This window comes from Nitrosomonas cryotolerans ATCC 49181 (assembly GCF_900143275.1).
In the GTDB taxonomy this organism is placed as follows: Bacteria; Pseudomonadota; Gammaproteobacteria; order Burkholderiales; family Nitrosomonadaceae; genus Nitrosomonas; species Nitrosomonas cryotolerans.
In genome coordinates, this window is sequence record NZ_FSRO01000001.1 from 185253 (window position 1) to 207506 (window position 22254).

Consider the following 22254-nt stretch of genomic DNA (forward strand, 5'->3'; position numbering starts at 1 on the left):
GGGCGGAGATATAAGCGCACAGGCGAAGCCTGTTTAATGCGGTCTTTGCTGTTGTTCAATATATTGCTTAATAATCGAGAGTGGTGCTCCACCACAACTACCCGCAAAATAGCTTGGACTCCAAAGCATATTACTCCAAAGCTTATTTTTAATTTCGGGATAATTCTTTTTGCGAATAAGTCGGCTTGAAACGCCTTTCAAACTATTTACCAAGTTAGAAATAGCAATTTTTGGTGGATAGTTAACTAAAAGGTGAATATGATCATGCTCACCGTTAAATTCCACCAATTCTGCTTCAAAATCCAAACACACGTTTTTAAATATTTCTTCCAGATCAATTAATACCCTTCCGGAGAAAACATCTCTACGGTATTTTGTTACAAAGACCAAATGAACATGAAGATTAAAAACGCAATGTTTTCCTGTTCTTACATCGTTATCAACTTGCATAAACCAATTCCTTTTTGTATAATTATAACCATGAAGCAGATTATACGCAAAGCCTTTAAATCTCGACTCAATCCAAATTCTGACCAAGTACAGAAGATGGTTGAGTTTGCGGGTGCTAATCGGTTTGTTTGGAATAAAGCCTTAGCAATGAATCTGTTCAGATTAGAGCAGAAACAGCCATTGCTTTGGTACAACGAGTTGTCATTTTGGCTAAAGCTATGGAAATCCTCAGAAGATTATGGATTTCTAAAAACCGTTCATTCTCAACCGTTGCAACAAGCCTTAAAAAACTTAGAAAAAGCGTTCAAAGACGGTTTTGATAAAAAACAGCCTTTAAAACGGATTCCAAAATTCAAGAAAAAAGATTTGAGTGACAGCTTTCGTTATCCACAAGGATTTAAGCTGGAGCAAGAGTCTAGCAAAGTGTTCTTGCCTAAAATCGGTTGGGTGAAATATCGTAATTCACGCCAAGTCATTGGTGACGTTAAAAATATGACGATTTCCCGTAAAGGCGGTTATTGGTACGTGTCGATTCAGACTGAGTACGAGACCGAGCTAAAGCGTCATAGCTCAACCAGTATGATTGGTGTTGATATGGGCGTTACCCGCTTTGCAACCTTGTCAGACGGCTCATACGTAGAACCTTTAAACAGTTTCAGAAAGTTATCAAAGAAACTGGCTTTTGAACAGCGTAAGCTGTCTAAAAAAGTCCGTTTCTCTGCTAACTTGAAAAAGCAGAAACAAATCATTACCCGACTGCATGAGCGTATTGCCAATGCTCGTTTAGACTTCTTACACAAAACCTCAACCGAAATCAGCAAAAATCACGCAATGGTCGTAGTTGAGAATTTAAAGATAGGAAACATGTCTAAGAGTGCCAAGGGCAGTGTTGAAAAGCATGGTAAAAACGTCAAAGCGAAATCGGGTCTAAACAAATCCATTCTTGACCAAGGATGGGGAATGTTCGTTTCGTTCTTGGAGTATAAACAGGCTTGTTCAGGCGGGGATGTATTGAAGGTAAACCCTCAATACACCTCTCAAACCTGCCCTAGATGTCAACATGTTAGTCGTGACAATCGCAAAAGCCAAAGTGCTTTTGAATGTACAGAATGTGGATTTAAAGCCAATGCCGACTTGGTAGGTGCCTTGAATGTACTTGAGCGAGGACATCGCTTGTTAGCCTGTGGAGTTGAAACGTTAGTTTCGTCTAAGAAGCAGGAACCAGTAGGCAGTAGCAATACAAACCTACTCTTAACGGCTTAATAAGTCGCTAGGAATCCCCTTCGTTTAGGAAGGGGAGGATGTCAATCTTCTTCTTTTTTATTTTGTTCCGTTTCCGGAATTCGATAGCCCTCATTGGCCCATTGCCCCAAGTCGTTCATTTTACATCGTTCAGAACAAAATGGACGAAAACGACTAGCGGGTTCCCAAACTACATTTTTTCCACATTGTGGGCAGGTAACGATATGCTGTTTCATAAGAAATTAAGTATTGTATAACGTAGAAAATGCATATAGGACTCAATCAGGATGACTGCTCCTGTCTGGCTATGCGACGATCAAATGAATTGGCCATATAGATGCACGCTGGAATAGATCAGCAATGATAATCATGCTATCACCCTGAATGTAAAAAATAAAGTATAGAAGCTATTATCGGCCTCCTGGCCTGATGGATGGGTTGTACTCGCTCATACAGCTTTCAATTTATTGTGAACGGGTGGTTATTGCCGGGTGTGTAGTCTTAGTGTTGAGTCTACCAGAATGAATACAGTGGATTGTTTCTGCGCTGCCAGTGTATTTCATATTTTTTGTCAGCACAGTTCCGATAGCGCTAAAACTTCACCGATAGCAGGCGTGTTATGTTCAATTGCTGACGGTTTCCATATGCGCTTTTCTATCAGATTAGGGGCATAATCGATACCGCCGATAGGCTCAATATGCATTGACCTTAGACGTGCCAGCAATTCCTGAAGCACATCGTCTCTATGCCGTGCCCATGTCGATGCGAAACAGCGCCAAAATACCCATCCTGCCCGTTCTAGGACGCGTTGGCGATACATGTCGTGCTGCCATTGGTCTGGACCATGATAGGCATCGCCGTCCAGTTCAATGGCCAGGCGATTATCTTTCCTACCTTCAACCACCATATCGATTCGATAAGCGCCTGCTTTTACCTGCGGAATAACCCGATAGCCATGCGCTGTCAGAATAGAAAAGACTTCCCGTTCGAATCCGGATTTACAGCGATCAATGAGTACTTCAGTTTCTTCTTGTGTAGCCATTAAAGGCTGAGTGAAATGATTCAGCAGGGTAAGGCGTAAATCTGTATTCGATAAATCCGTTATCTTGACGGAACGGATCAGATACATTCGATCTCTTGCGCGACTGGCGGCTACGTTAAAACGCTGGTCGTATTGATTTCCAGATAATGCTTTGGGTTTTCTGCTATCCACCACCATGGATAGAAATATAATGTCTCGTTCGCTACCTTGAAAAGTCCGTGCGTCTCCACATTCGAAATTGCGCTGAAGCAGCTCAGCACTATCACACCGCTGCCGCACAATGGAATCAATATGTTTGGCTTGTTTTATACCCAGTAGTGAAACAACACCGATCGTGCGGCCAGCGAAAGCATTATTTTTTAATAGCGCTATCATCTCCTCAGCGATAGCCTGGGCTTCATAGTCATTACGGTCGTGTATGTCTCGAAGCCCATCCGGAATATAGATATCAACCAGTGGTGGATCAATTTTTTCCGTTGCTTTTGGAATGCGTAATGGCTGGATGCCGCCTTTATAGAATATCTGATTGGAATAGGCGATGATGGGTGAAACGCAGCGAAAATGCTCGCGCAACATAACTTGCTCAGAAGCAAAGACGCGGGCGGCTAAGTCATAGAGAGATTTCTCCAGTGTCATTTCTGTGCCATAAGGTTGATTGGCAAGGAAACGCGCTTTTAGTTTTTGAATTTTCTGGCTGGAAATAAAGCCAGCATCCGGAGATACCTGCTTGTGATCTCCCACGATGAGTATTTTCTTTCCGCGCAAAATTGCAGGTAGCGACCAGAGATTGGATTGACTGGCTTCATCAACGATAACAAGGTCGAATGCTCCGATATCCGGGGGCATGGCTTCTGATATTCGGGCATGACTCATAATCCAGCACGGGATGGCATCGGCGGCATCCTGCATGGCTTCTTGCGCATCCTGACGATAACGCATTGCATTCGGGCCTGTACCCTGACCGATACGATGGATGGCTGTTGCATAGCCTGCAAGCGCCTGGAGAATCCGGGGTGTGGCATTCTGTTTGGTCGCAAGCCAGGCTGTTTTAGCAACGATCTCTTTGTAGAAACGGGAAAGGCTTTCCTCAAAATTATGACGTGTCGTGGAAAGCGTAAGCAATTCCTCGCGCGCTTCAATCTTATCAAGATGGGTGCGTATTCGGGCCCAGTTCCATGCTTTCTGCCAGGTCACAGGAAAAATAATATCTTCACCGGATTGTTCGATTGGTTGAGAGCAGATGCGAGCGGCTAATTTTGGGGCACCTTTCTGCTTAATACGGCTGGCGTAATCTTTAATCAGGTTAAATTCAGCTGCCAGTGAGGTAATATGATGCAGCTCTGCCATGAGTGCTGTATAGTCCGCCACGATTTGATCAACAGGGATATGCGGGTTTCCCAACGGTTTTTCCAAAAATTGCCTTAACTTGATGGATACGGGCCCTGTTTTATCCACTAATTTTTCTTGAAGCATATTAAGTTGTGTGGCTGCGCAGGAGAGTTTTTCTTTGCTTAAATGGCGTAACAGCTGAGTCTTAATGTGATTGAGTTCAGCAGAGCTGCCCATAAGCGCCTTATTGGGAGGCGTGGCGAATACCACATTGGCTTTCTTGAGCAATACCGCCTCTAATTTCGTGACCAGGCGGTGGGTTTTCTTGGCAATAGTGCTTATTATTTCAATTTGTCGCAGGGAGGCCATGTTTGCTTCCATTGGTGGCAGAAGCAATTCATCTGCTAGTTGGTTCCAGCGACTTACAAAGGATGCGAGCTGTTCATGGAGGTCAATATAGCACTGTACGTGAGACCAATCTGCTGCGGAGGATGGTGCTAGTCCGGCTACCTTAATGGTCGCAATCTGTTTTCTGGTTTCGTTGGTGCAAAAAGCAAGCAGGCCAAAAGGCTTGCCAGTTTTGGCTGCGCGATTGATCGCCTCTCGTGTCTTGGTTGTTAGGAAATGAATATCGGGAAAATGAACCGGCCGTTTAAGGAATTTACCCCGCGCTACTATTAACCCGTCGATATCCTCAAATAAATGCTCAAAAGCGCGGCGTTCAGCGGCGTAGGAGGCCTGACGAAATTTTTCACGTAGCGCCAGTGGCCAGCCAGTCTGAATCGTTTCCAGTTCTTCAACCAGATTCCTGGCTGTTTCCACCCGATTCACCAGTTCCTGGACGGTGTTCATCACTTTAGTTGTTGTTGCTTTTAATTCAGGAAGTTCACCGCGTTCGATTTCGGCTTCAATTGTTCTCATGCTGGATAATGCGTCGTGTAGCTCAGCAATTGCGGTTGTGTCTGGAAGAGATTCAATGGCGGGATAAGTGGCGTGTACATAAATCAAATCCCGCCCTACTTTTTTTCGTGCATGACGAAGTTCGTCGGCTTCCAGTTCAGACAATGGCGGCGTATTCTCCGATGAGAGAGTAACGGTGTCATCGAACCAACCATGTCGTTTTGAACCGGAAACGACTAATTCAGCGAGTTCCTGTGGCCGCATGGAGACGCCTTCGATTTCAACTTCAGAAAGTTGTGTAAACGCAATTGTATCGATGCGTTTATCGATAGCAGTGAGTTTCTGGTGTGTGCGATCAATAGTCTTCTTCAGTCTTGCAATTGCTTGACTTGTTTGTTCCGGGTTGAGCTGGGATATCTGATGCTGAATGATTTCGATCGAAGCCTGAAATTGACGAATACCCGTCCGGTCGCTGGCCATGAGGGCTACTGTCAAGGGGCGCACTGTCTCGGGAATTTTGGACTGCAATACCTTAAGGGCCGGTTCACCCCGTGAAGTAACCAGGACGCGTCTGCCGGTAGCCAGATAATGACAAATGACATTGGCAATGGTGTGTGTCTTGCCGGTGCCAGGGGGACCTTGTACCGTTACGCCTGCTGCATTTTCTAGGCGCTGAATGATGGTAATTTGTTCTTCGTTATAAGGCAACGGAAAATACAGTTCTTTAGCCTTTCTATGTATTGACCCACGGCTGGATAAACCCCTGAAGTGAACGGTCTCATATTTAATTCGTTGATCTGAAGGTGGTGTAACCAGCGCACGTGGCCCGGCTGGAATATGACAGTTTGAAACGAGCTTATCTTTCAGGCGCTTCAAGTCATCTGTCAGATAATGCGTTTTGCGCTGTCGTGAGAGTAAAACCCAAGCGTCTGTCACGACTAGATTGTTACCGGGAGTCGGTATAGGCTCATCCTTTACCAGTAATGTCTGATAGTTGCCATGACTATCCAGATTGGATGCTGCGAGTTTAAGAAGATCAGTATAGCTTGCAGGGTCAAATGGAGTAACCGGACAATCTTTCCGTTCCTGAAGCTGGGCCTTGAGTATTTTTTCAATATCAGTGGCTCCGGGGACTGAACAGGCGACGAAGGGTTGCATCTCTGTCTGTATATCCGTATCGCGGGGGCGAATTTCCAGCGCCATACTCTTCTCATCGATAGAAATTTCGACAGCTTGCGTGAGTATCGGATATTCAAAATCAATATAACCTTCTTTAAAGGGAATTTGCCAGGATGCGACGCCTACGCCCCATACAATCTCTTGAGGATTAACGGCTTCTTCAGATTCAATCTGGTGTTTCAGAGTAAAGAGCTCATCATAGAATGCGATGCTCCGGCGACGTGGGCGCTCACTTTCTGCCCAGGCGATCCATTGTGATAAGTATTCCTGTACGGTGATTTCAGCTTTCTGTCGCAGTTGCTTTTGTTTCGTTTCTGGATCAGGAATCAATGCTGTTTGAGAATCAAAATTAGATTCATGCTGGGCAATCCAAGTAGTTAGATGATACTCATCGGGTACAGGCGGTGCGCTAAATGGATCATTGTTGATCTTGAACAGGCCCTTGAACGAATCAGGAATAGTGGGTGCATTATGCGCTTTAAGGCGTGCCAAATGCAGCCAGATAGGGTCACCTTCTACATGCAGATCAAGCGCAAGACCGGGCAATCCCAGCAGGTCAGTGTTGCGCCATGTGTCTTCTTTAGTGGCAGAGATACGATAAGCTCTTGGATCGATTTCTTTCGCTTGTTCTTCGATATATTCCAGCAAATCCTTAAGCAAATCATGCGGTGTAGTCATGTTTCTTTCTTTTAATGGTAAAAACAGGATTGATTGATCAGGTTGTAATTGAATTCAGCGGCTTATAGCATTATGCCGCGATACTACTTATTCTCATGGCTACAGGAATTGAATCGCTATTGATTATTACACGAGTATTTGAGACCTGATGGTATCAGGTTATCTGATACATCTAATCATGACCGAATGTGATGTCCGTGCAGTATTATCGGCGGGTAAACATCCCATTCTGCCAGGCTTTGAATGCTGTTTGCAGGCCAGTTAGTCTGTAGATAATAAAACATGACAAACAAGCATTAACCATTTTCTGATTGGTAAGAGAAAAACGAAATGGTTTTACTCAGGATGATGCCATTCGGTACGTGTTCACATTATGCGGAATGACATAGGCTTGAATCGTTAGCAGTCTGCATACGATACGCTTTATTTTCCTTTGGTAATCAGCCCATAAAGAATGGTTTTTTTATTCTGCTTATCCCCAAATTGGGTGGGTGAGCCGGGATGGTATGCGGACGGTTTTCAAGAAAGCGGAGAGCTTGCCAAATAGGCTATTCATGAGATTGTGCAGAAGGCGAATCTGCATCGCTTTGTTGGAATAATTCATCGTTTCTTCCATTTTTGATAAGAATGCTGTCGTGTCATCGTAATCCGAGCGAATCCTTTTTTTTAAATCATGTGACTGATTGATTCCGGAACTTCTGGCGATATCGCGTTCAGGAAAACTGCCTGTTTCCACTTTCTATTTTACTTTTGCCAGGTTATTAGGATTCATAAAACCCGTTTGGGTTTATTCATTTTTAGATTGCTGTAATAGTACTTTAGTACATGACGTTCATTTTTACAGGAATGCTGTGGTTCAGTTAAAATCATCTATAACACATTGTTTTATATTTTATTATAAATATGGCATGGAATTCGCTTGTAAAAAGATGTATTGATTCATTCAGAAACAATACAGGTCAATTTTTTTATTAGTGAGGAATAAGATGCTTAAAAAAATATTAATCAATGGGTGGATTGTTTCTACAATGCTTGTCGGGATTGCTCAGGCGGGTCCCTTTATTTTGGCGGGAACAGATGCCGATGATCATGGTTCTGTAAATGGAGGAGGCAATCAGGATGGCTGGCTCTTCATGCAGCGCGCACTGGAGAATTTAGCGGCTTCCCCCTTGCTGACAAATGGAAACCTGAAAGTCGTCAATCTGGGCAGCGATAATGGTAGCCAGGCACAGAGGGCAGCGGCTTCGGCTTTTAGTTTGTCGTCTTTGACGGGCGGTGGTTGGAGCTTTGTCAACATTAATGGTGACACCGATATCACAAATTTTTTTAATGGTACCAGTAGTGATAAGCTAAGTAACACCGGTATTATTATGATGGATTCAGGCAACAATGTTCCTGGTGGCTCTTCTACTGGTGAGAGAAACATTTTTACAGCAAATGCCACATTAATTGATAACTTTCTTGGTAATGGTGGTGGTTTATTTAGTCAGTCGAATGGTTATGGCTGGGTGACATCATTATTGCCAGCCTTGGGTGTTATTTCTGGTGGCGGTTCAGGAATTAGTCTGACCGGTGCCGGAACAGCTGCATTCCCTGGGCTGACTAACAGTGATTTGTTAGCGGGTCCGCGCCATAATCGTTTTGGGAACACCGGAAGTCTGCCCATTCTTGCAGTTGATAATCAGGGTAGTGCGGTTATCATTGGCGCAGCGGGCGGTTCCATAACCAATCCAGGTGGACCTGCTTTGGTGCCGGAACCAGCGACCTTGGCGTTGATGGGACTTGGTCTGCTTGGTTTTGTCGGTATTTCACGGCGCAGTAGTCAGAAAAGCGCTTAAGGTTCTAGAAATTTCTTATTAAGTTAGCATGGGTATATGCGTCATTTATGACTCATCTTGACCCGAGGCTTTTGCAGAACCACAATAGTTTGAAAAATTAATTCTTGATAATCAATAGTAGAAAGCTTATAGCGAGGGCTTTTGCAAAAGTCTCGATCCATCTAAGAATAGGGAACGGAGAGCTGTCCGGTAGGGTGTTTGTAGTCACGATAATGGCTTTCGGATTATGAATCTTATAAAAAAATTAATTTTTTGAAAACAGTTATTTATGGCGATTATCTGACAGTTCTCTGAGAGATTATCTTGAAATAGAACCGATTTCTGGGTATTCCGTGATAGTTTTGATGAATGAGAGAAACATAAAAAGGTGCTGATTAGAACAAGGATTATATGAAAGTGTGAGCATTGGCATGAAGCGGTTTGGGATTTAATCATAAGTTACAGAAAGTGAGTTCGAATGGCACATCATCCTCGTATACTTTGATTTTTTGTCCTGATTGTGAGGGGATGAAACGTATGCTCAGCGCATATTTATTGGCGCTGATTTCTGGAACACAAGGATAATCTTCACTTACCTTTAATCTCAGCATATGTGCGATACATCCTGATCCTGTTTGCTGGAAAACACCCTGGCGTGCGATAAACTGAAAAGTTTTGCCGCTGCTTCTCAACAGGTGGAGCACAATATTACAGGCATTACGAGCAGGCAATAACAGTGTGAACCAAGCGTTAAAATTATCGCGTCGCAGTGCTGGATCCAAATGCAACCAGTAATGATAAGAAGGCAAATCAAATTCACATGCTCCACCGGGCATGCTGATGCGCTGTTTGATGCTCATCAGCCATTCATTTTCACGCAAGTGCTCACCCACTTTTCCTGCTATATTTAACATATCTCGGAATGTGATTTGTATATCGTTGAGCACCTTATTAAGCGCTGCTTCAGAAATATCAGGGTTTTTACGTAATATTTCCAGAATTTGTTTTTGCCGTTCCAGTTCTTGTAATAAATCCGACTTGATATCTGCACGACTGGTTATCTCAAGAACTTCAAATAAGGCAACCAGTGCAGCATGGTGTTCGATCGGGGTATCTTTGGCAGAAAAGAAATCGATTCTATTAAACAAGTCCTCAAGTCGTAACAAGGTACGAATACGTTCATTGAGAGGGTGTTCATAACAAATCACAATAAGTATAACCTGTAAGAGAGTGTGGGATATAGGGTATCGCCTTATGTAACATAAGTCACATTATTTCACAAACAAAAATGAGACCATTCAGGAAAACGGCTAAGATATTGTTTGAATAATGGGGTGTTGCTTGGATAGCATAATGTACTTTTTATGTAAATCAATGACCTGTTTATTTAGATAGGCCATGCCTTGGTTGTTGGTGATAATGTCATCAGCTTTTTGTAAACGTTCCTGCCGTGAAATTTGGGTTGCCATGATGGCGCAAATTGTCTGCTGAGTTAACTGGCTGCGCGCCATGGTACGCGTAATTTGATGTTGTTCATCACAATCGATCACCAAAATGCGCTGAATCATATGATGATAATCTGTTGTTTCAAATAATAAGGGGATCATAATGATGATATAGCAGGATCGGGTCAATGCAATACGCCGACTGACTTCTTCGCGGATGAGCGGATGGAGAATGGCTTCAAGTTTTTGCCGAGAAGCAGAATCTGAAAATATCTGGCTTCGCATCTTTTTTCTATCCAGAGCGCCATCCGCAGTAATAAAATCACCACCGAATCTATTTTTGATGGGAATAATAGCAGGGCCTTGTGGCTGGGTTAATTCCTGAGCGATTTGATCAGTATCAATCACATCAATGCCCAAAGCTGAAAAATACTGGCCGGCACTGGATTTTCCGCTGCCAATTCCTCCTGTTAATCCCACTATGAAAACCATCGACTAGAATAATCCTAAATAGGTATTGTTTAATTCTTCCCCCCAAAACAAAGCAATGAGAGAGCCGCCCGCTAGATAAGGTCCGAATGGAATCAGTGAATCTTTATCGTGCTTCGCAGTGAGGATTAAGCTAACGCCGACTATTGCACCTACAAACGAGGAGAATAAAATAACCAGTGGGAGCATATTCCATCCTAGCCATCCACCGGTAACAGCGAGTAGCTTGAAATCGCCGTGCCCCATTCCTTCCTTACCTGTAGCAAGCTTAAAGCACCAATATATGGACCACAAAGAAAGATAACCCACCATAGCGCCGATAACTGCAGAATGAATATCGGTAAAGCCATTATTCAAATTGATGAGTAAACCGATCCATAAAAGAGGTAATGTGATGTCATCAGGGAGCAGTTGTGTATCTAAATCAATGAAGGTTAATGCAATCATTGCCCAGACAAAAATTAATGCCGCAATGGTGATTAAGCTATAACCGAAATACCAAGCAGTGAAGCCGCTCATGATGCTGGTGAGCATTTCTACAATGGGGTAACGCAGAGAAATGGGATGGTGACATCGAGAGCAGCGTCCTCTTAAAGCCAAGTAGCTAAGAATGGGAATGTTTTCTAGTATTGTAATTTTATGACCGCAATGAAAACAGATAGACCGGGGCGTTGCAATATTGAATGTAGGTAATATTTCAGCAGATTCTCCGCGCAATTCCGCACATTGCTGCCGCCAGCCTTGTTCCATCATTTTTGGAAGCCGGTAAATGAGTACATTGAGAAAACTGCCGACCATTAAACCAATAATAATGATGAAAGTGATAAAAAAGCTGGGTGTATTGTGCAGTAAGGATATGAATGACATGGGTATGTTAATGTAATAAAAAATATTTTTAAATCCTGATCAGTCTAGCCCACAACCATACCCATTTTAAAGATAGGTAAATACATCGCAATGACCATGCCGCCGATCAGTGTACCCAGCACAACCATAATAATCGGCTCCATTAGGCTGGAGAGCGCATCTACAGCATCGTCAACCTCGGCCTCAAAAAAATCAGCAACTTTACTAAGCATCGAGTCCAGCGAGCCGGATTCCTCGCCGATAGAAACCATTTGTATGACCATATTTGGGAAAATATTGGTATTGGCCATGGAGGCCATCAAACTGTTACCTGTACTGACTTCTATTTGAATCTTTTTAGTTGCTTCATAATAAACATAATTGCCTGCAGCACCGGCGACAGAGTCTAACGATTCAACCAGAGGAACACCCGCAGCAAACATAGTGGAAAGGGTGCGTGACCAGCGTGCAATAGTGGCTTTACGAATGACTTCACCGAATATGGGTAATTTCAAAGCCAGTCTATCTATCACTTGCTGCATGGGAACCGATCGTTTCCATGCATAAAAAAACCCATAGATACCACCAGTTACACCGCCGAAAATCGCCCACCAGTAGGCAACAAAAAAATCTGAAAGCGTCATCACGACCAATGTTGGTGTGGGTAGTTCAGCGCCGAATCCTTCAAATAACTCCTTAAATGCAGGAATTACGAAGATCATGATTACCGCGGTAATAATAAATGCCACGACAATAATTGAAATAGGATAGAACAAAGCGGATTTAATTTTTCCTTTAATTGCCTGGATTTTTTCTTTGTATGTAGCCAAGCGATCTAATAAACTGTCGAGAATACCCGCAGCTTCGCCGGCGCCAACCAGATTACAGAATAAGGCGTCAAAATAAAGGGGGTGTTTGCGAAAGGCGTCGGCTAAATTACTTCCTGTTTCTACCTCATTTTTAATATCCATCAGCAATCGGCTTACGGCACGATTGCTATTTCCTTTACCAACGATATCAAAGGCCTGTAATAAGGGTACACCTGATTTCATCATGGTCGCGAGTTGGCGTGTAAATAAGGTAATATCTTTATCCGTAATCGTGCCATTAGAATAAATTTTTTTAATCTTTGTGACTTTAACTCCCTGGCGGCGTAGTGTGGAAGTAATCACAACAGGCCCTGCTGCACGCATTTCACCTTTTAGTAATTTCCCTGTTTTATCTTTTCCTTCCCACGAGTAATTAATTTCTTTTAATTTTTTTTCTTCGCGCGTTGTCGCAGCTGCCATATTGACCCCTTAATCACCTAAAATGCCTATTTTCTGCCTAGGTATATAAAAATGATTGATCTAGAACAATGATTTTTGAGACTGTGGGGCTTGTAACGGCACAATTTTATAGGTTGCTTAATGTTAATTTTGAAACATCAATATCGAAATTATCCAGCTGGATTTTATAATTAAATTTGATATGGATCTTAACTGGTTATCGAATCTGCTCTGATGCCTTCCTGCACGGTTGGAAAGCGTAGTGTAATACGCAATTCTTGTTTCATGCGAATATTCTTGAGTCGCCTTGATTCTTTCATGTATGACAGCATCCCAGGGGATATCTGTTGATTAGCTTGATCACGAGTAATTCTGGGCGGGCGCGGAAGATCAAATTGATCTGCCACCAGATCGAAGTATTCTCCCATTTTTAAATGCGAATTATCGCACGCGTGATAAATCCTGCCACCAGGCTTGGCGTAACGTAGTGCAGCGAAAATGATTTGTGCGAGATCATCAGCGTGAATATGATTAGTGTAATTATCATCTGCGTCAACGAGCACTGGATGACCTTCATGCAGCCGGGCTAACGGTAAGCGGTTGCTGGCATAAATCCCTGGTACACGTAATATTGAGATATTAATGTGATTGCGTATTCCCCAGCGACGAATTTGTTTTTCTGCATTCATGCGCCTTAGCGCACGGTTATTACCTGGTTTTGCCGGATGAGTTTCATCGATTAGTGCACCATGGCAATTACCATATACTCCGCTAGTACTGATATAGATAAGCCGTTGTGGTAAAATCTCTCTATGTGTTTTAGATCGCCTTGCCAGGGCGGATAAAAGATGGGTCGTGCGTGTATCGCCTATTCCGTGATTAGGTGGCGGAGCTAAATGCAAGACTGATTGGGCAATTCCTGCGAGTCTGTCAAGACTACTGGGGTGGTCAAGATCTCCATATATTGGAGTAATTCCCTGTGCACGTAGTTGATGTGAGTTTTTTAAATTGCGGCACAGACCCAGTATTCGATAATGTGTTTGTAATAGCGGCGCTGCTCGCAAGGCGATATCACCACAACCAATAATTAAGAGTGTGTTTTTCATAATGAGTTTTTTTCCTGGTTATTTTCTTTTTTTAGTTCGTCTGTAATTCAATGTCGCATGAAATTATCATTAATCCGAGTGGGCATGTTTTAACCGTAAAATCCGGCGAAACAATTTTACAAGCTGCTTTACGTGAGGGCTTCTCATTGCCATATGGTTGCCGTAATGGGTCTTGTGGTATTTGTAAAGGCAAAATCATACAAGGCACGGTAGATTATGGTGAGTATAGTCATGATACGCTGACAGAAGTGGAAAGAGAGGCGGGCATGGCGCTCTTTTGCTGTGCTGTGCCCTTATCTAAACTGGTCATAGAATGTCATGAGATCAGTGAAATTAAAGATATTGAAATTAAAAGATTACCGTGCAGAGTACATAAGCTGGTTCGTGTCGCGCCTGATGTAATGATTATTTTTCTGAAACTGCCTGCGAATCAACGCTTGCAGTTTCTAGCGGGACAGTATATCGATATTTTGCTGAAGGATGGCGGGCGCCGCAGCTTTTCATTGGCGAATGCGCCACATGATGATGAGTTTCTGCAATTACATGCACGTAATTATCCGGGTGGTGTGTTTGCGGAGCACGTGTTTACGCAAATGAAAGAGAAAGATATTTTACGTTTTGAAGGACCATTAGGATCGTTTTTTTTACGTGATGCGCCAGAGTATGATGATATCCCTATTATATTTATTGCCAGTGGCACGGGGTTTGCGCCGATTAAAAGCATTCTTGAGCATGCTTTCTCTATGGAAAATGGTCGTGGCTATAAAAAACATATGACGCTTTATTGGGGAGTACGTACCAAAGCTGATTTATATCTAACAGACTTGATATACGATTGGCAACGGCAACACGAGCACTTTACCTTTATTCCTGTTTTGTCGGACGCGCTGCCTACCGATAATTGGCAAGGAAGAAAAGGACTGGTCCACCAAGCGGTATTAGAGGATTTTCAGAGCTTGGCTAAGCAGCAGGTATATGCCTGCGGTTCACCTGTAATGGTAAAAGCTGCTTATAATGATTTTACTAATTTACGTAGCTTGCCAAAAGACAGGTTTTTTTCCGATGTGTTTACACCTTCAGCAGGGCTTTCCAAACCATAGAACATAGGTAGGATCCCCGTTTTACTTATAATCTCCCTGCATTGTTAGAATATTAACTCAATTGCTCTAAGGTAAATCCGAGTCCTTTGTTATAGTGGCTCATGGCAAGTTCATGCTTACCAAGTTTCTCACTTAATTGAGCCAAGGCAAGATGAGCTGCGTGACCAGGCTCTACAGATAGACTGGCTTCCAGATAGTTTTGTGCTTTACCCCATAGTTCGCAATGAGCACACAGTTTGCCCAACGTTAATAATAAATGGGCATTATTGGGTTGAGACTTGAGCCAAACTTCAGCGCATTCTATCTGCCTGTTCACATGATAGTCGAGGCACTCTGCGTAAAGTGTAATTAATTCAGAATTCCATTCTACATCAACGTATTGTTCGATGATGTGATGGGCTGTTGCGCAATCTCCCTGTGATATATACGCGCGTGTTGCGGCAACAGCGAGCTTACTGTTTCTCTTTTCTATGGTAGTTAAGTTTTGCCAATATTTATTTAATAGTTGCGGATCGGATGCTTTAAGCTGAATGTTTTCCAGATGTGCAATGAGTTTCAGTTGTTCTATTGATGCTTTATTAAAAGGGTGCCGTTTTTCCAAAAGGTAAATTAAATCGAGTACTGCATCCCAATTCTTTGCTTGCTGTTGTGCTTCCAATTCAAGTTGCAGTACAGCAGTCTGTTGTAATCCACCTGTAGAATATAAGGTTTGCAGTACATTGAGCGCTTCTTCGTAACGTGTTTCATTGAGCAGCAATTCTGTTTGTGTTACGAGTCTTACCGTTCTTTCCTCAGGGGCACCTTTTTCCGCGAGGGATAAAAATTCATCGCGTAATTTAAAAGCGCCCAATTTATGTGCTGAGCGTGCTGCAATAACAGCATTAATTACCTTCATCGTCGGTGCATCTGCTAGTTTCAATGCAGTAGAAGCACTTCGCTTTGCTTTGATATAATCACCTTCGAAGAAAGCCTTAAGCCCGGTTAGCATCATTTCGTCTGCTTTTTTATGGCGATGTCGCTGGTTGAATCCGAAGAGGCCTAATATGAGACGCAGTAGGAAATAGAAAATAAAAAACGCGACTAATAATGCCATGATAAATATATTGAGTGATAGCTCAACTTGGTAGGGAGAAAGCACTAACAAAACATGGCCGGTATTATATTTAGCTGCAAATGTCACTGTCACTGCGGCAGCAAATAAGGCTAATAGCCAGAGTATCAGTCTCATATAGTCTCCTCAGTATGCATGAGTCGATAAGTGCGTATTGCATCAAGACTGGCTGAGATATTCGGTAGCTTTATTCCGACGGTATCATTCTGCAACTGATTCAATACCTGAAGTATTTTAACTACGTCCGTTGATTGCTTATCGTAGTATTGAGTGATCCAGTTTTTTGCTGTTTTGAGGTCAGCTTTGAATCCGGTCTCATTACGGGAAAGCAAGGAAAATCTTGCTAAGATTAATTTTAGCTTAATATTTTCATGTAAAAAATAAACCTGCGATGGTGAAAGCAGTGGTGTCTCTGAATCATGAGCTTTTTGGATATGGATCAATTTTTTTGCATCCTGTAGCATTTCGTGCATGAGCTTAAGCCATCTATTTTCTTGTGCGTCGGTCTGCTCGGGAGCCAAGTCTATTGTTATTAGCTTATGATCCATAGCTAAAGGGAGTGTGCTGATTGTGTCGGTGAGGGTGTTGAGACGAGAATTGATTTCTAAAATATCGATGGGCGTGACTGCTTTGAGGTTTTCTATATCTTTTTCAAGAATATTATGAAATGAAATTAAAGCCTCATCATGGATATCTTGTATGCAAACCTGTGCCTTTCTCATTGTATCTAAAGCAGCGTTAACGTTACCAGTAAGATTCAAATGTTGTGCTGCGAGGGTGATCAGTTGCTCTACCGTTTCTAATATTTTCTGGTGAGAATCAGGTGGTGGTGTATTGCCGAAGGCATCGTTCGTTGCCTGGTATTGCTGTGATTCGATTAGATCGGTTTCAATTTGATTTAAGCGTTTTTCTGCTTCAAGCCTGGTGGCTTGTATCTCAGCCATAAGGTGCCGGGATTTTTTTCCATAAATATCTATTTCATCTATCTGCGCGGCCAGTTCCTGTTTAATGCTTGTGATGTGGCCGCTAACATAAGGCCATTGTGTGCTGATAGCGAAGATAAGAAGTGCCGTTATAAACAGCAGCGGTATCATTGAACGCTGTGGTTTGGCCATGTTTTGAATCTCTCTGTCCATATTTCCGAGAAATCATATCTGGTTTTTGGATGCTTGAAAATACTCCAGCAGACCTTGTAATAACCCCTTATCCCCAGCACTTGTCGTGATTACAATATCCAGTCCCAGATCCCTTGCTACTTGAGCGATTCGTGCGTGAGCTGTAAATAGCGGTGTTCTTTTCAGTAATTGTTGGCCAAACTCACCTATCATGTCAAATAAATTATGCAATCCTTCGCTGCTTGTAATGGTAACAGCATTTAATTTACCTTGTGACCAGGTGGTTAATAAGGGACCTGTGTCAATAAAGGGTTTTCTCCGATGATAGCAGGTTACATATTCCAGTATGGCGCCACGTTTTATCAGCGTCTCTCCGAGTAATTTCCGTCCGTCATCACCCCGGAAGATGACGACTCGCTTATTATTTATTTGTTGTAATTCTGCTTCATCAAGTAATGCTTCGCTATCAAAACGTTGGGTTGGCATAATCACTTTATGAATGCCATATTCTTTTAAGGTATCGGCACTACTTTTTCCAACTACGGCAATTTTTAAATTGGGCGGCAGTGCCCGATTCATTAGAATTAAAGGCATCGCCTTGTTGATAGCATTAGGGCTGACAAAAATAGCGAGATCAAAGGCATCAAGATGATTGATTAATTCTTGTAGCGGACGAATATCTGTGATATCGGTAATTTCTAGAACTGGGAACAGTATCGGATTGCCACCCATGGCACGAATGCCATCAGCAAGACAGTCTGCCTGATGTACGGGTCGTGTGACGAGGATATTAGTCCCTGTAAGCAGTTTGATTGCAGACAATTTATTCCCAATGATCTGTAAGTGTTAAAGCAGCTAGGATTTTATCAGCGCCTTGTGCTGTCAACTGTTGTGCTAATTGTTCTCCCATCTGTTCGCCTGTTTCCGGCTTGCCACTCAGCTCGTCTTTTATCGTGCGTTTGCCGTCTGGAGTAGCCACAAATCCACGCAATCTCAGCACATCATCAGTAATCTCAGCAAATGCACCTAATGGTACTTGGCAACTGCCGCCCAAGATACGGCTTATGGTACGCTCAGCCTTGACACATTGGGCTGTTTCGTGATGATGTAATGGTTGCATAAGTGTGACCAGATCGGGGCGATTCGCAGCGCATTCAATGCCCAAAGCGCCTTGCCCTACGGCGGGCAAACTTTGTTCGGCGCTCAATAAGGAAGTGATGCGATCAGCCAGTCCAAGCCGCTTTAGTCCAGCGGCAGCCAGAATGATAGCTGCATATTGTCCTTCATCAAGTTTACTGAGTCGAGTTTGTACATTACCGCGCAATGGTTGTACTTGTAAATGCGGAAACTGCGCGCGTAGTTGGCTTTCCCGCCGTAGACTGGATGTACCAACGATGCTGTCAGCAGGAAGCATTTCAAGACTGTTGTATTGATTAGAAACAAAAGCATCGCGCGGGTCTTCGCGTTCGGTTATAGCGGCCAACACAAATCCTTCTGGTATATTCATTGGCATATCTTTCATGGAGTGTACCGCAATATCGGCCCGACCATCTGCAAGCGCTTGCTCTAACTCCTTTATAAACAGTCCTTTGCCGCCGATTTTAGATAAAGAGGTGTCTAGTATTTGATCACCGCGAGTGGTCATGCCAAGTATGCTGATTTCGGTTTGTGGGTATAATTCGGTTAATCGCTGTTGAATAAATTCAGCTTGCCACATAGCAAGCAAGCTTTTTCGTGAAGCAATTATAATTTTCTTGGGGAGAATAAATGAGCTGGACATGAATATTAAAATGAAAGAATTACAAAATTTTTCAACAGCAACCATTCTAGCATGGCCGGCGCCGACTTGGGTCATGGCATATGCGATCTGAATTCACTTTTATACAGTAGGTGGTGTTACACAATGAGTATGACTACTTCTAAGAACAATCATTCTAACAATCATACAATTGCCGATAAGGATTTACCGTTACGTGAAGACATCCGTTTATTGGGGCGTATGCTGGGAGATACTTTACGTGAGCAGGAGGGTGAGCCTACATTTGATTTAGTCGAAAATATCCGCCAGACTGCGATTCGTTTTCATCGAGAGCAAGATCCGAAAGCGCGCCATGAACTGGATACGATACTCAATCAATTAAGTAATAAAGCGACGGTTTCAGTAGTACGTGCATTTAGTTATTTTTCGCAACTTTCGAATATTGCCGAGGATTTACACCATAATCGACGGCGTCGGGTTCATCTGTGTGCGGGTTCTCCGCCTCAGGCAGGGAGTGTTACATTGGCGCTGGAACGTGTACTGGCGAATGGAAAAGACAGTGCCGTCTTAGCTGAATTTTTTGCTAAAGCAGTTGTGTCTCCAGTATTGACCGCACATCCGACAGAAGTACAGCGTAGAAGCATACTGGATTGTCAATTAACTATTGAGCGATTGTTGAAGGAACGTGCCCGCACGCAATTAACCCCTAACGAGCTCCGTCATAACGAGGAGGGGTTGCGCGCTACGATACAGATTTTGTGGCAGACGCGTATGCTGCGTTCAGTACGTTTGTCTGTACGCGACGAAATTGAAAATGGCTTGGCTTATTATAGTTATACCTTTCTAACTGAAATACCTTATATCTATGCCAAAATAGAAGATTTGCTTGAACGTCACCTAGGTAAGGATGCGCCACGAGTGCCCTCTTTTTTGCGTATTGGTAGCTGGATAGGCGGTGATCGGGACGGCAATCCCTTTGTGACTCATCAGGTCATGCTGCATGCCGCAGAGCGCCATTCGGCATTAATCCTGGATTTTTACATAGATGAAGTGAATAAGATTGGCCGCACTATGAGTTTGACCGAGCAGCTAGTGCGTGTCAGTGATGAGTTGATGGAGTTGGCGACTGCTTCGAAAGATGTTCCTGTCAGTCGAATTGATGAGCCTTATCGACGTGCATTTCGTAGTATTGGCGCTCGTCTTGTCGCAACCAGTCAGCACCTAGGACACGCTGTTGCGCCACACGATCAAGAAGATACTGTAGAACCTTATGCTGACAGCGTTGAATTTGTTCATGATCTAGATATTATTATCCACTCACTGAAACAGCACAAATCGGATTGGGTAGCGCGAGGACCGCTGCGTAATTTGCGGCGCGCGGCTGATGTATTTGGTTTTCATCTGGCTCCGTTGGATATGCGCCAACATAGCAAAGTGCATGAACAGGTAGTGGCTGAGTTATTTGAGTTCGGTACAGATGGTAAAAACTATCTTGAGTTAGCTGAAGCGGATCGTGCGCAGTGGTTATTAGACGAAATCAGCAGTCCACGTCCTTTGCTTTCACCTTATTTGGAATATTCTGAGGCAACGCAAGGTGAATTACGTATTTTGCAAATGGCGGCAGAAATTCAACGTCGTTTTGGACATGCAGCCATGCCAAATTATATTATTTCCATGGCATCCAATGTTGTTAATATATTGGAAGTGGCGTTGCTACTAAAAGAAGTTGGATTGCTCCAAGTCGGGGATACGCCTCATTTAGGTCTTAACATTATTCCTTTATTCGAAACCATTATGGATTTACGTGGTTGTGGCACCATAATGGATGAATTGTTTTCGCTACCCTATTATCGCAAATTATTGCATTCACGCGGCGATGTGCAGGAAGTGATGTTAGGTTATTCCGACAGCAATAAAGATGGTGGTTTTATTACATCTAATTGGGAAATTTATAAGGCAGAGATCGAGCTTACAAGAGTCTTTGCTAAACACAAGGTAGAGCTACGTTTGTTTCATGGACGCGGTGGAACAGTGGGGCGTGGTGGCGGTCCAAGTTATCAGGGTATTCTGGCGCAGCCTTCGGGTAGTGTGAATGGTCAAATACGGGTAACTGAACAAGGCGAGGTAATCGGGAGTAAATATGCTGATCCGGAAATAGGCCGTCGTAACCTGGAGACGCTAGTTGCGGCAACTATTGAAGCAACTTTACTGGGTCATGATCCTATTAGTCAGCGTGCCGCCGATTATTACCAGGCAATGGAGATACTTGCTGCTGATTCTTTTGCTTCTTATCGTAATTTGGTATATGAGACCCCTAATTTTGAACAATTTTTTCAGGAATCTACGCCGATTAGAGAATTTGCCGGGTTGCATATTGGCAGCCGCCCTACATCACGTCAGAAATCGAGTTCGATTGAAAGCTTGCGCGCGATCCCCTGGGTTTTTAGCTGGAGCTTAAACCGTGCCATGATTCCAGGTTGGTATGGTTTTGGTCATGCGGTGGAAACGTTTGTTCAGCGTGATGATCAAGCTGGAAAAGGGCTAGAATTATTGCAGGAAATGTATCGTACCTGGCCATTCATGCAAACATTATTATCGAATATGGATATGGTTCTTGCGAAATCTGATTTAGGTATTGCTTCGCGTTATGCTGAATTGGTTACAGATGTTGAGTTGCGCGAGCAAATTTTTGGACGCATCCGGGAAGAATGGGATCGCAGTGTGAAATGGTTATTTGCGATAACGGGCCACAGCGAGTTGTTACAAGATAATCCTACCTTGGCACGGAGTATTCGTAATCGAACCCCTTATATTGACCCACTGAATCATCTGCAAGTGGAGTTGCTGCGGCGTTATCGTTCTGGTGACGATGATGATGAAGTCAAAGGCGCGATACATCTTACTATTAATGGTGTGACAGCAGGATTACGGAATAGCGGGTAATTATCTTGCTAGGTTTGAACAATAATAGCGTTTAAATGGACTGCTGCTATCTGAATCGGCGAAAGGAATGCTCAGCAAAGGTAATTGGCTACTAAATTCATATTGTGATTGATCTGAGAGATGGAATAATGCAGCTACAAGCAGTAATGACTATTTTAGTTGCGATGTTCCGCGTGAAACCAGGAAAAAGTTTTGTACTTTGATTATGGATATATCCGAGCGGTTATTCATTATCTATAATGAGGCCTTTGCAAAACTCCAATAGTTTAAAAATTAATTATTTATAATCAATAGGCGAAGACTTCTGGCGAAGACTTCTGCAAAAGTCTCGCGCTGTTTTAATGTAATGATCCGAGTAACCTCGGTTGATTGCTGATACTGGCGATTCATTTTTCACTGCACTTAGGATATGTATTTGATAGAAAATTTAATTTC

Annotated in this window: 17 protein-coding genes; 4 read left to right on the plus strand and 13 right to left on the minus strand. The window is 43.1% G+C overall.

Features of this window, described 5'->3' with window-relative positions:
- Positions 1–33 precede the first annotated feature (33 nt).
- Positions 34–450 (minus strand): IS200/IS605 family transposase, encoded by a 417-nt coding sequence (gene tnpA, locus BUQ89_RS00775; protein WP_074202453.1) that lies wholly within the window; start codon positions 448–450, stop codon positions 34–36.
- Between the two features lie 30 nt (positions 451–480).
- On the opposite strand from tnpA, the gene BUQ89_RS00780 reads away from it, so the two are divergent.
- Positions 481–1713 (plus strand): RNA-guided endonuclease InsQ/TnpB family protein, encoded by a 1233-nt coding sequence (locus BUQ89_RS00780; protein WP_074202454.1) that lies wholly within the window; start codon positions 481–483, stop codon positions 1711–1713.
- A 41-nt stretch (positions 1714–1754) separates the two neighbouring features.
- Here the strand turns inward: BUQ89_RS00780 and BUQ89_RS00785 are convergent, their stop codons facing one another.
- The 3 genes from BUQ89_RS00785 to BUQ89_RS00795 form a co-directional block, all read right to left on the minus strand.
- Complete coding sequence (locus tag BUQ89_RS00785; protein ID WP_028461285.1) at positions 1755–1928, minus strand: DNA gyrase inhibitor YacG; 174 nt, start codon at positions 1926–1928, stop codon at positions 1755–1757.
- A gap of 335 nt (positions 1929–2263) precedes the next feature.
- A complete protein-coding gene (locus tag BUQ89_RS00790; RefSeq protein WP_028461284.1) occupies positions 2264–6820 on the minus strand; it encodes an AAA domain-containing protein in 4557 nt (1518 codons plus the stop codon).
- Positions 6821–7292: 472 nt separating this feature from the next.
- The gene (locus BUQ89_RS00795; RefSeq protein ID WP_028461283.1) at positions 7293–7556 is read right to left on the minus strand and encodes a hypothetical protein; all 264 of its coding nucleotides are present in this window, start codon (positions 7554–7556) and stop codon (positions 7293–7295) included.
- Between the two features lie 250 nt (positions 7557–7806).
- On the opposite strand from BUQ89_RS00795, the gene BUQ89_RS00800 reads away from it, so the two are divergent.
- A complete protein-coding gene (locus BUQ89_RS00800) occupies positions 7807–8658 on the plus strand; it encodes a PEP-CTERM sorting domain-containing protein (protein ID WP_028461282.1) in 852 nt (283 codons plus the stop codon).
- A 431-nt stretch (positions 8659–9089) separates the two neighbouring features.
- Here BUQ89_RS00800 and zapD read toward each other — a convergent pair whose 3' ends face one another.
- The 5 genes from zapD to BUQ89_RS00825 form a co-directional block, all read right to left on the minus strand.
- The gene (gene zapD, locus BUQ89_RS00805) at positions 9090–9845 is read right to left on the minus strand and encodes a cell division protein ZapD (RefSeq protein WP_028461281.1); all 756 of its coding nucleotides are present in this window, start codon (positions 9843–9845) and stop codon (positions 9090–9092) included.
- 102 nt (positions 9846–9947) lie between these two features.
- The gene (gene coaE / locus BUQ89_RS00810) at positions 9948–10574 is read right to left on the minus strand and encodes a dephospho-CoA kinase (RefSeq protein ID WP_028461280.1); all 627 of its coding nucleotides are present in this window, start codon (positions 10572–10574) and stop codon (positions 9948–9950) included.
- Between the two features lie 3 nt (positions 10575–10577).
- Positions 10578–11438, minus strand: a complete 861-nt coding sequence (locus BUQ89_RS00815) for a prepilin peptidase (protein WP_028461279.1) — start codon at positions 11436–11438, stop codon at positions 10578–10580.
- A 44-nt stretch (positions 11439–11482) separates the two neighbouring features.
- Complete coding sequence (locus BUQ89_RS00820; protein WP_028461278.1) at positions 11483–12706, minus strand: type II secretion system F family protein; 1224 nt, start codon at positions 12704–12706, stop codon at positions 11483–11485.
- A 188-nt stretch (positions 12707–12894) separates the two neighbouring features.
- Positions 12895–13791, minus strand: coding sequence for an SDR family oxidoreductase (locus BUQ89_RS00825; RefSeq protein ID WP_028461277.1), 897 nt, complete (start codon positions 13789–13791; stop codon positions 12895–12897).
- A 50-nt stretch (positions 13792–13841) separates the two neighbouring features.
- Between BUQ89_RS00825 and BUQ89_RS00830 the strand changes: the two genes are divergently transcribed.
- Positions 13842–14891: a CDP-6-deoxy-delta-3,4-glucoseen reductase gene (locus tag BUQ89_RS00830; RefSeq protein WP_028461276.1), complete on the plus strand. Its 1050-nt coding sequence runs from the start codon at positions 13842–13844 to the stop codon at positions 14889–14891.
- Positions 14892–14943: 52 nt separating this feature from the next.
- On the opposite strand, the gene BUQ89_RS00835 is transcribed toward BUQ89_RS00830, so the two are convergent.
- The 4 genes from BUQ89_RS00835 to hemC are packed head-to-tail and all read right to left on the minus strand — an operon-like array spanning position 14944 to position 18897.
- Positions 14944–16119, minus strand: a complete 1176-nt coding sequence (locus BUQ89_RS00835; RefSeq protein ID WP_028461275.1) for a heme biosynthesis protein HemY — start codon at positions 16117–16119, stop codon at positions 14944–14946.
- Positions 16116–17117: a uroporphyrinogen-III C-methyltransferase gene (locus tag BUQ89_RS00840; protein ID WP_074202455.1), complete on the minus strand. Its 1002-nt coding sequence runs from the start codon at positions 17115–17117 to the stop codon at positions 16116–16118. Before BUQ89_RS00840 ends, BUQ89_RS00835 begins: the two co-directional genes overlap by 4 nt.
- 33 nt (positions 17118–17150) lie before the next feature.
- Entirely contained in the window at positions 17151–17939 is a 789-nt protein-coding gene (locus BUQ89_RS00845) for a uroporphyrinogen-III synthase (protein WP_028461274.1), read from the minus strand.
- 1 nt (position 17940) lies between these two features.
- Complete coding sequence (gene hemC / locus BUQ89_RS00850) at positions 17941–18897, minus strand: hydroxymethylbilane synthase (RefSeq protein ID WP_028461273.1); 957 nt, start codon at positions 18895–18897, stop codon at positions 17941–17943.
- A 123-nt stretch (positions 18898–19020) separates the two neighbouring features.
- On the opposite strand from hemC, the gene ppc reads away from it, so the two are divergent.
- Positions 19021–21819, plus strand: a complete 2799-nt coding sequence (ppc, locus tag BUQ89_RS00855) for a phosphoenolpyruvate carboxylase (RefSeq protein WP_028461272.1) — start codon at positions 19021–19023, stop codon at positions 21817–21819.
- The last annotated feature ends 435 nt before the right edge of the window (positions 21820–22254 follow it).

What these genes read in the sequence shown, in the direction of transcription:
- tnpA (WP_074202453.1), bottom strand. Translation starts at nt 450, where the DNA reads ATGCAAGTTGATAACGATGTAAGAACAGGAAAACATTGCGTTTTTAAT.
- BUQ89_RS00780 (WP_074202454.1), top strand. Translation starts at nt 481, where the DNA reads ATGAAGCAGATTATACGCAAAGCCTTTAAATCTCGACTCAATCCAAAT.
- BUQ89_RS00785 (WP_028461285.1), bottom strand. Translation starts at nt 1,928, where the DNA reads ATGAAACAGCATATCGTTACCTGCCCACAATGTGGAAAAAATGTAGTT.
- BUQ89_RS00790 (WP_028461284.1), bottom strand. Translation starts at nt 6,820, where the DNA reads ATGACTACACCGCATGATTTGCTTAAGGATTTGCTGGAATATATCGAA.
- BUQ89_RS00800 (WP_028461282.1), top strand. Translation starts at nt 7,807, where the DNA reads ATGCTTAAAAAAATATTAATCAATGGGTGGATTGTTTCTACAATGCTT.
- coaE (WP_028461280.1), bottom strand. Translation starts at nt 10,574, where the DNA reads ATGGTTTTCATAGTGGGATTAACAGGAGGAATTGGCAGCGGAAAATCC.
- BUQ89_RS00815 (WP_028461279.1), bottom strand. Translation starts at nt 11,438, where the DNA reads ATGTCATTCATATCCTTACTGCACAATACACCCAGCTTTTTTATCACT.
- BUQ89_RS00820 (WP_028461278.1), bottom strand. Translation starts at nt 12,706, where the DNA reads ATGGCAGCTGCGACAACGCGCGAAGAAAAAAAATTAAAAGAAATTAAT.
- BUQ89_RS00825 (WP_028461277.1), bottom strand. Translation starts at nt 13,791, where the DNA reads ATGAAAAACACACTCTTAATTATTGGTTGTGGTGATATCGCCTTGCGA.
- BUQ89_RS00830 (WP_028461276.1), top strand. Translation starts at nt 13,842, where the DNA reads ATGTCGCATGAAATTATCATTAATCCGAGTGGGCATGTTTTAACCGTA.
- BUQ89_RS00835 (WP_028461275.1), bottom strand. Translation starts at nt 16,119, where the DNA reads ATGAGACTGATACTCTGGCTATTAGCCTTATTTGCTGCCGCAGTGACA.
- BUQ89_RS00840 (WP_074202455.1), bottom strand. Translation starts at nt 17,117, where the DNA reads ATGGCCAAACCACAGCGTTCAATGATACCGCTGCTGTTTATAACGGCA.
- hemC (WP_028461273.1), bottom strand. Translation starts at nt 18,897, where the DNA reads ATGTCCAGCTCATTTATTCTCCCCAAGAAAATTATAATTGCTTCACGA.
- ppc (WP_028461272.1), top strand. Translation starts at nt 19,021, where the DNA reads ATGAGTATGACTACTTCTAAGAACAATCATTCTAACAATCATACAATT.